We start from the raw sequence: 8,039 nt of genomic DNA on the forward strand, positions 1-8,039 counted from the left end.
GATGAGTCGTACGCGTATCGACAGGAGCCGTACAGGCATCGAGAAGCTCACCCCTCCCTGCCTAGGCTCGGCCACATGACGAACGAGAGCACGCAGAGCATCGTCCTCGGGGACGTCGAGATCACCCGGATCGTCGAGTGGCGGGGGCCGTTCGGTCCCGCGCGCGGCCTCGTTCCGGCCGCCGGCGCGGAGGTGTGGAGGGACAACGAGGACTGGCTCGCGCCGGACCACTGGGCGCCGGACGGCGACAGCGCGGTCATGGCGCTGCAGAGCTGGGTGCTGCGCAGCGGCGGACGGACCGTCCTGATCGACACGGGGGCGGGCGACGGGCGCGAGCGGCCCCACTCGCCGCACTTCCACCGGCGGCAGGGGGACTTCCCCGGCCGCCTGGAGCGGGCGGGCATCCGCCCCGAGGACGTCGACATCGTGGTCAACACGCACCTGCACGCCGACCACGTCGGCTGGAACACCCGCGACGCCGACGGGGAGTGGATGCCGACGTTCCCGAACGCCCAGTACCTGCTTCCGGCCGCCGACGACTTCCACTTCGGCCCGGAGAACGCGTACGGCGACGGCGTCCAGGAGGACGACCGGCTGGTCTACGAGGACAGCATCGCGCCCGTCCACCGCGAGGGCCGGATCCTGCTGTGGGAAGGGACCCACCGCATCGACGAGCACCTCACGCTGGAGTCCGCACCCGGTCACACGCCCGGCTCGGCCGTGCTGCGGCTCGCGTCCGGGGGAGACCGGGCGGTCTTCGTCGGAGACCTGCTGCACAGCCCCGTACAGATCCTCGACCCCTCGTGCAACAGCTGCTTCTGCCTGGATCCGGTGCGGGCGGCGGCGACTCGCCGCCGGGTCCTGGAACGGGCCGCGGACGAAAGGGAGCTGGTCGTGCCGGCGCACTTCGGCGGGGCCGGGGCCGCCGAAGTGCGCAGGGAGGGAGCGGGGTTCGGGCTCGTACGGTGGGCCGCCTACGGCGCCGGGGCTCAGGCGACGACGGAGGCCTGACCGGCGCCTGAGGCCTTGGCCGTACGGCCGACGGGAGAGTCCGCCACGTCACCGTCACGACCACCGTCGCCGCTCTGGCCCCTGTCCTTGTCCTGGTCCATGTCCGTATCCATGCCCCTGTCCCTGTCCGCCTCCGCGTCGGCGAGGACCTTGCGCAGCCGGGTGAAGTACCCGGCGGCGGCGAGGACGCCGATGGCGGCCGTCGCGGCCCACAGGACGTCGGGACCGGGACCGCCGACGATCGCACCGGCGGCGATCGGGGCGACGAAACCGGCGACGGCCCAGGACATGCCCATCACGCCCTGGTAGCGGCCGCGGGCGTGCTCGGGGGCGAGGCGCGCGGTGGCGGCGGCGTTCGTCGGGACGTGGATCATCTCGCCGACCGTCCAGACGATCACCGTCGCGGCGAAGGCCACCGGCGAACCGGCGAGGGCGGTCGCGCCGGTGCCGAAGGCGAAGAGGAGGGAGGAGAGGCTGAGCAGGACGACCGGGGAGCGCTTGTCGGTCAGCTTGTTGACGAGCAGCTGGAAGCCGACGATCACGATGCCGTTGACGGCGATGACGACGCCGTACGAGGACGGGGAGAGGCCCTGGTCCGCCATGGTGAGCGGCAGACCGATCCACGGGGCGGTGAAGACGAGGCAGACGAGGAGGTTGAGCAGCACGAGGCTCCGGAAGGGGGCGTCGCGCAGCACGGTGAACATGCTGACCTTGGCCTCGACGACCGGCTCGCCCGCCTTGTCGGTACGGGCCTCGGGGCGGGTCTCGGGCAGCCGGAGGAAGACGATGACGGCGCACAGGGTGGTGGCGACGGCGTCGACGACGAAGAGGGTGCGGTAGCCGAGGAAGATCGCGGCGCCGCCGCCGATGGAGGCGATGGCGAAGCCGAGGTTGAGGGCCCAGTAGTTGAGGGCGTAGGCCCGGCGCACGTCGTGTGCGGGGACCATGTCGGCGATCGTGGCGTTGATGGACGGGCGCACGGCCTGCATGGCGACGCCCATCAGGAGGACGACCGTGGCGACGGCCCAGGCGCTGGTGACGAAGGCGAGGGCCGCGGCGCTGGCGGCGGCCGCGAGGTGCATGGTGACCATGGTGGGCCGGCGGCCCCAGCGGTCGGTGAGCGCGCCGCCGAGCGGCGACCCGGCGATGCCGCCGAGGCCGTGGAGGGCGATGACGAGTCCCGCGAACCAGGGCGAGTGCCCGAGCTCCACCGTCAGGTAGAGGGAGAGGAACGTGAGGACGAAGGCGCCGGTCCGGTTGACCAGGGTCGACAGCCAGAGCCACCAGAAGCCGGGGGGGAGGCCGGAGACCGTCTCGCGCGCTGATCTTCTGAGCGAGTCGATGGACATGTGTGGCGGCCCCCTGCTGTACGTAAGCCCTGCTTCCGGCTCTCGTAACTTACGCATCTCATACGTCGGACGCCAGCGAATTGACGACGCGCGTCAATCGTCGGTGGTCGATTAGGCTCGTCCGCATGGCCGACGCACCGTACAAGCTGATCCTCCTCCGCCACGGCGAGAGCGAGTGGAACGAGAAGAATCTGTTCACCGGTTGGGTGGACGTGAACCTCACCGCCAAGGGTGAGAAGGAGGCGACGCGCGGCGGCGAGCTGCTCAAGGACGCCGGCCTGCTGCCCGACGTGCTGCACACCTCCCTCCAGAAGCGCGCCATCCGCACCGCCCAGCTCGCGCTGGAGTCCGCGGACCGCCACTGGATCCCGGTCAACCGCTCCTGGCGCCTCAACGAGCGGCACTACGGCGCGCTCCAGGGCAAGGACAAGGCCCAGACGCTCGCCGAGTTCGGCGAGGAGCAGTTCATGCTGTGGCGCCGCTCGTACGACACCCCGCCGCCGGCGCTCGCCGACGACAACGAGTACTCCCAGGCGCACGACGCCCGCTACGCGACGATCCCGCCGGAGCTGCGCCCGCAGACCGAGTGCCTCAAGGACGTCGTCGAGCGGATGCTCCCCTACTGGTACGACAACATCGTCCCGGACCTCCTCGCCGGCCGCACGGTCCTCGTCGCCGCCCACGGCAACAGCCTCCGCGCCCTGGTGAAGCACCTGGACGGCATCTCGGACGCCGACATCGCGGGCCTCAACATCCCGACCGGCATCCCTCTGTCCTACGAACTGGACGAGAACTTCAAGCCCCTCAACCCGGGCGGCACCTACCTCGACCCGGACGCGGCCGCCGCGGCCATCGAGGCCGTGAAGAACCAGGGCAAGAAGTAGCCCTGACTTACGAAAGAGCCCCCTGTCTGAGGTTTCCACGACGGCAGGGGGCTCCTTCATGCCAGACTGCGGTTCATGACTCACAGCCGAAAGGCCAATGCCGCGTAGGCGCCCCTCCGACGTGCGGGCCGGCATCCCCGAACGGAACCGCGACCACCGTCGCCGCTATCCGGCGATCGACCGCCTGTCCGGATCCTGCACAGCCGACATTCGCCGGCTGGACCAGAGCCGCTACTGGCCCGGGGCCACATCCGGAGCCTTCTGGTGCTGGGCTGTCCTGGCCCACGGCCCGCTGAGGCGGCTGGCAGGTCCGCGCACCGAATCCCGATGCGGCATCCGTGAATGCGGCTGCGATCCCTTCCTCTATCGCGACCATCTCGAAGAGGTTTTGCACGCCCTTCCCAAGAAGTCGGCCCGCGAGCTGCGACAACTCGTATGGGCTCTCGACTCGAAGATCCTGGCCCGAGCCAGGGTCATCCACGCCGACTCTCCCGACGCCAGATGGTGGCCAGGCCGGCTCTAGCCGGCCGGTTGCCGTCTCCCGCGCCGTGCCACCGTACGGGTGAGGGGGAAACCTTCCGCCTGAGGATTCCCGCTTGGGCGCCGTCGGCGGAGGCTAAAGGTGCGGGTGGAACTGTCACTCCTCATGTGAAGCGAGAACCCCCGTGCGTCTCCGGCACTCCATCGCCGCCGCTTGCGGCGCCCTGGCCCTCACCGCCACCCTGGCCGCCCCCGCCCACGCCGCCACCGGCGACTTCGGCTACCGGTTCGTCGGCCTGGACGGGGCTCCGCAGACCGTCACGCTGCACGACCCGGCCAGCGGTGAGTGCGTCACGATCCCGGAGGCCGCCGACCCCGCCTCCTCCGAGCCCGCCTTCGCCCCGCACAACGACACGGACGAGTACGCGATCGTCTTCACCGAGCCCGACTGCACGGGCGACTCCTGGACCCTGCGCCCCCACGGCCGCCCGGCCACCGACCGACTCAAGCTCCGCTCGGTCACGTTCGTCGGCTAGCCGAACAATCACCGGCGACGCGCGGGTGGGGACCGCTACCTTTCAGGCCATGAGCACGTCACCACGCCTGGAGAAGGTCACCCCCGCCAACGTCGACGCCGCCCTCGCCCTGCGCGTCCACCCCCACCAGGAGCGCAACGTCTCCCCCGTGGTGCGGTCCCTCGCCGAGGCGTACGCCTTCGGGGAGGTGGCCTGGCCGCGGCTGATACTCGACGGCGACCGGCTCGTCGGGTTCCTGATGGCCTTCCTCGACATCCCGTGGAACGAGGAGAAGGACCCCACCGACCGCCGCAGCGGTCTCTGGCGCCTCAACATCGCCGCCGACGCCCAGGGCGAGGGGTACGGACGGTTCGCCGTCGAAGCCGTACGCGACGAGCTGCGCCGACGCGGCACGCCGCTGCTGTACGTGACCTGGGAGCCCGGCGAGGACGGGCCCGGCGAGTTCTACCGCCGGCTCGGCTTCCGCACGACCGGCGAGGTCAGCGGCGGCCAGACCGTCGGCGTACTCGACGTGTGACAGAGACGTACGGGCGAGGGGGTGGGGTGCGGAATCCGCGCCCCACCCCCTCCTCGGTCAGCCCGAGCAGCCACCGCACTGGCACGGTGCGCCCGACTGGCAGCCGCAGCCGCAGCCCGAGCCGCACCCGCAGGCGCCCAGTACGGGCAGGAGCATCGGCTCCCGCGGCGCCTCCGGCCCGGAGTCGCTCGTCGTCACCGGGGATTCGGCCATGAGGGTCCCTCCCTTTCGAGGCGTGCGTCGCCTCCCCCCATTGCATGCCCACACGGGCGGGCGCATCAACGGCGCATCGGCGCCCGCGCGCGCCCGTGCGCCTACGCGCCCCCGGGCACCCGGGCCCTCCGGCCCCGTGGACGACGCCCCGCACCCACGGCACCCGCCAGGGTCACGCGCCCTCGACCGGCGAGTCCGACGCCTGCAGCTCGTCCGCGTGCTCACCCGTCACCAGGTACACGACCCGCTTCGCCACCGACACCGCGTGGTCGGCGAACCGCTCGTAGTACCGGCCGAGCAGCGTCACGTCGACCGCCGTCTCGATGCCGTGCTTCCACCGGTCGTCGATCAGGTGCTGGAAGAGCGTCCGGTGCAGCAGGTCCATCTCGTCGTCGTCCTGCTCCAGCTGGAGCGCCAGGTCGACGTCCTTCGTGATGATGACCTCCGCCGCCTTCGCCATCAGGCGCTGCGCCAGCTGCCCCATCTCCAGGATGGTCGCGTGCAGGTCCCGCGGCACCGCCGACTCCGGGAACCGCAGCCGGGCCAGCTTCGCCACGTGCTGGGCGAGGTCACCCGAGCGCTCCAGGTCGGCGCTCATGCGCAGCGACGTGACCACTATCCGCAGATCCGTCGCCACCGGCTGCTGGCGCGCGAGCAGCGCGATCGCCCGTGCCTCCAGCTCGTGCTGGAGGTTGTCGACCTTCTGGTCCGCCGCGATCACGCTCTCGGCGAGCTTGAGATCCGCGTCGAGCATCGCCGTCGTGGCGCGCCCGACGGCCGACCCGACGAGCCGGGCCATCTCGACCAGGCTCTCGCCGATCGAGTCAAGTTCCTCGTGGTACGCGTCCCGCATGGATGTCCCTCTCTACGCAAAGCTCCGGGGTCCGGGTGGGGCTTCGGACCCCCACGCTCCCACGTTCGGCCCCCTACGCGTCCGGTTCCATCCCCACACATGAACCGTCACTTTCCCCCAGGTGAACTCTGGGCTACGCACGCCACCGTCCCGTCCGGGGCAAATGAACCAGCCCCGTCTTCACAGTGAACTCTGAGCGACGAGTGTTCGAGGAGCCACTCGGACGGCTGGGAGAGTGTCCGCGACCACGCATAACCTTGAGGCATGGACGTGAACGCGGCAGTCGCCGCATTGGCCGCGATCGCCGGAGTGTGCACCGGCGTGATCGCCATGCTGGCGTTCCGCTGGAGCGAGCGCGACCAGGCGAGACCCACCCGTACCTCCCTGCACACCGACGCCGTGCTCCCGCCCGGCGTCGACACCGTGCTGTCCGTACTGCGCTCCTCCGCGGTCGTCCTCGACGAGAGCGACTCCGTGGTGAAGGCCAGCTCGGCGGCGTACGCCCTCGGTCTGGTCCGCGGCGGGAAGCTGGCCGTCGAGCCCATGCTCAACATGGCCCGCGACACCCGCCGGGACGGGGAGATACGACAGGTCGAGCTGGACCTGGCCCGGCGCGGCTCCGGACGCGGCGAGGCCCTCGCCGTCTCCGCCCGGGTCGCCCCGCTGGGCTCGCGGCTCGTGCTGCTCCTGGTCGAGGACCTCACCGAAGCACGCCGTATCGAAGCGGTACGGCGCGACTTCGTCGCCAACGTGAGCCATGAGCTCAAGACTCCGACCGGCGCGCTCTCCCTGCTCTCCGAGGCGGTCATGGACGCCTCGGACGATCCCGAGGCGGTCACCCGCTTCGCCGGCCGCATGCAGATAGAGGCGACCCGCCTCACCAATCTCGTACAGGAGCTCATCGACCTCTCCCGCGTGCAGAACGACGACCCGCTGGAAGACTCCGAGCCCGTGTCCGTGGACGAACTCGTCGCCGAGGCGATCGACCGCTCCCGGCACACCGCCTCCACGAAGCAGATCAGCATGGTCTCCGGAGGAGCGGCCGACCTGTACGTCTGGGGAAGCCGGGGCCAGCTCGCCGCCGCCCTCGGCAATCTCGTGGAGAACGCCGTCAACTACTCACCGGCCCGTACGCGGGTGGGCATCGCCGCCCGCCACATCGCGGCCCCGGGCGGCGACCTGATCGAGATAGCGGTGACCGACCAGGGCATCGGCATCTCGGAGAAGGACCGCGAGCGGATCTTCGAGCGCTTCTACCGCGTCGACCCGGCCCGCTCCCGTGCCACCGGCGGTACGGGGCTCGGCCTGGCGATCGTCAAGCACGTGGCCGCCTCGCACGGCGGCGAGGTCACCGTCTGGAGCACCGAGGGTCAGGGCTCCACCTTCACCCTGCGGCTGCCCGAGGCGGGCACCGTACGGGACCGCCGGCCCGCCTCCTCCTCCACCCCTGATCTCATGACCGAACCGCTTTCTGCCCCGGAGGTCCTTCCGTGACCCGAGTGCTCGTCGTCGAGGATGAGGAATCCTTCAGCGACGCCCTGTCGTACATGCTCCGCAAGGAAGGCTTCGAAGTCGCCGTGGCGGCGACCGGGCCCGACGGCCTCGACGAGTTCGAGCGCAACGGAGCCGACCTCGTCCTCCTCGACCTGATGCTTCCCGGGCTGCCCGGCACCGAGGTGTGCCGCCAGCTGCGCGGGCGCTCGAACGTCCCGGTGATCATGGTGACCGCCAAGGACAGCGAGATCGACAAGGTCGTCGGGCTCGAAATAGGAGCCGACGACTACGTGACGAAGCCCTTCTCCTCGCGGGAGCTGGTCGCACGCATCCGCGCGGTCCTGCGCCGCCGCGGTGAGCCCGAGGAGGTCACTCCCGCGGCCCTGGAGGCCGGCCCGGTCCGTATGGACGTCGACCGTCACGTGGTGACGGTCTCGGGCGGCAAGGTCGACCTGCCGCTGAAGGAGTTCGACCTCCTGGAGATGCTGCTGCGCAACGCGGGCCGCGTGCTGACCCGCATGCAGCTGATCGACCGGGTGTGGGGCGCGGACTACGTCGGCGACACGAAGACCCTCGACGTCCACGTGAAGCGCCTCCGCGCCAAGATCGAACCCGACCCGGGCGCCCCGCGCTACCTGGTGACGGTCCGGGGCCTGGGCTACAAGTTCGAGCCGTAGAACGGACGGGAGCCCCGCAGGCCGG

General features: G+C 70.9%; 9 protein-coding genes. 6 read left to right on the forward strand and 3 right to left on the reverse strand.

The genetic code is table 11. The annotated features are described in order from the left end of the window. Nucleotides 1–75: 75 nt before the first annotated feature. Nucleotides 76–1,011 carry an MBL fold metallo-hydrolase gene (locus tag ACIA8N_RS23655; RefSeq protein ID WP_365783089.1) on the forward strand — a complete coding sequence of 312 codons (936 nt, stop codon included), beginning with the start codon at nt 76–78 and terminating at the stop codon, nt 1,009–1,011. On the opposite strand, the gene ACIA8N_RS23660 is transcribed toward ACIA8N_RS23655, so the two are convergent. Further along, nucleotides 990–2,360, reverse strand: a complete 1,371-nt coding sequence (locus tag ACIA8N_RS23660) for an MFS transporter (RefSeq protein ID WP_365783087.1) — start codon at nt 2,358–2,360, stop codon at nt 990–992. The two genes, ACIA8N_RS23655 and ACIA8N_RS23660, sit on opposite strands and share 22 nt — an antisense overlap. 125 nt (nt 2,361–2,485) lie before the next feature. Between ACIA8N_RS23660 and ACIA8N_RS23665 the strand changes: the two genes are divergently transcribed. The 3 genes from ACIA8N_RS23665 (at nt 2,486) to ACIA8N_RS23675 (ending at nt 4,777) form a co-directional block, all read left to right on the forward strand. Then, complete coding sequence (locus ACIA8N_RS23665) at nt 2,486–3,244, forward strand: phosphoglyceromutase (RefSeq protein ID WP_030222333.1); 759 nt, start codon at nt 2,486–2,488, stop codon at nt 3,242–3,244. Nucleotides 3,245–3,909: 665 nt separating this feature from the next. Next, nucleotides 3,910–4,260, forward strand: coding sequence for a hypothetical protein (locus tag ACIA8N_RS23670; RefSeq protein ID WP_365783084.1), 351 nt, complete (start codon nt 3,910–3,912; stop codon nt 4,258–4,260). Between the two features lie 49 nt (nt 4,261–4,309). Beyond that, nucleotides 4,310–4,777, forward strand: coding sequence for a GNAT family N-acetyltransferase (locus ACIA8N_RS23675; protein WP_365783082.1), 468 nt, complete (start codon nt 4,310–4,312; stop codon nt 4,775–4,777). Nucleotides 4,778–4,834: 57 nt separating this feature from the next. On the opposite strand, the gene ACIA8N_RS23680 is transcribed toward ACIA8N_RS23675, so the two are convergent. Together ACIA8N_RS23680 and phoU are read right to left on the reverse strand one after the other, a co-directional pair. Further along, nucleotides 4,835–4,990, reverse strand: coding sequence for a hypothetical protein (locus tag ACIA8N_RS23680; RefSeq protein ID WP_365783080.1), 156 nt, complete (start codon nt 4,988–4,990; stop codon nt 4,835–4,837). A 172-nt stretch (nt 4,991–5,162) separates the two neighbouring features. Further along, nucleotides 5,163–5,843 carry a phosphate signaling complex protein PhoU gene (phoU, locus tag ACIA8N_RS23685; RefSeq protein WP_030554266.1) on the reverse strand — a complete coding sequence of 227 codons (681 nt, stop codon included), beginning with the start codon at nt 5,841–5,843 and terminating at the stop codon, nt 5,163–5,165. A gap of 264 nt (nt 5,844–6,107) precedes the next feature. Here phoU and ACIA8N_RS23690 point away from each other — a divergent pair, with 264 nt between their 5' ends. Next, complete coding sequence (locus tag ACIA8N_RS23690; RefSeq protein WP_365783077.1) at nt 6,108–7,337, forward strand: ATP-binding protein; 1,230 nt, start codon at nt 6,108–6,110, stop codon at nt 7,335–7,337. Then, the gene (locus tag ACIA8N_RS23695; protein ID WP_017242433.1) at nt 7,334–8,014 is read left to right on the forward strand and encodes a response regulator transcription factor; all 681 of its coding nucleotides are present in this window, start codon (nt 7,334–7,336) and stop codon (nt 8,012–8,014) included. Before ACIA8N_RS23690 ends, ACIA8N_RS23695 begins: the two co-directional genes overlap by 4 nt. Nucleotides 8,015–8,039 lie beyond the last annotated feature (25 nt).

It is taken from the genome of Streptomyces sp. NPDC051822, from assembly GCF_044452745.1.
GTDB lineage: Bacteria > Actinomycetota > Actinomycetes > Streptomycetales > Streptomycetaceae > Streptomyces.

Coding starts and splice junctions, on each gene's coding strand:
- ACIA8N_RS23655 (WP_365783089.1), top strand. CDS start 76: ATGACGAACGAGAGCACGCAGAGCATCGTCCTCGGGGACGTCGAGATC.
- ACIA8N_RS23660 (WP_365783087.1), bottom strand. CDS start 2,360: ATGTCCATCGACTCGCTCAGAAGATCAGCGCGCGAGACGGTCTCCGGC.
- ACIA8N_RS23665 (WP_030222333.1), top strand. CDS start 2,486: ATGGCCGACGCACCGTACAAGCTGATCCTCCTCCGCCACGGCGAGAGC.
- ACIA8N_RS23675 (WP_365783082.1), top strand. CDS start 4,310: ATGAGCACGTCACCACGCCTGGAGAAGGTCACCCCCGCCAACGTCGAC.
- ACIA8N_RS23680 (WP_365783080.1), bottom strand. CDS start 4,990: ATGGCCGAATCCCCGGTGACGACGAGCGACTCCGGGCCGGAGGCGCCG.
- phoU (WP_030554266.1), bottom strand. CDS start 5,843: ATGCGGGACGCGTACCACGAGGAACTTGACTCGATCGGCGAGAGCCTG.
- ACIA8N_RS23690 (WP_365783077.1), top strand. CDS start 6,108: ATGGACGTGAACGCGGCAGTCGCCGCATTGGCCGCGATCGCCGGAGTG.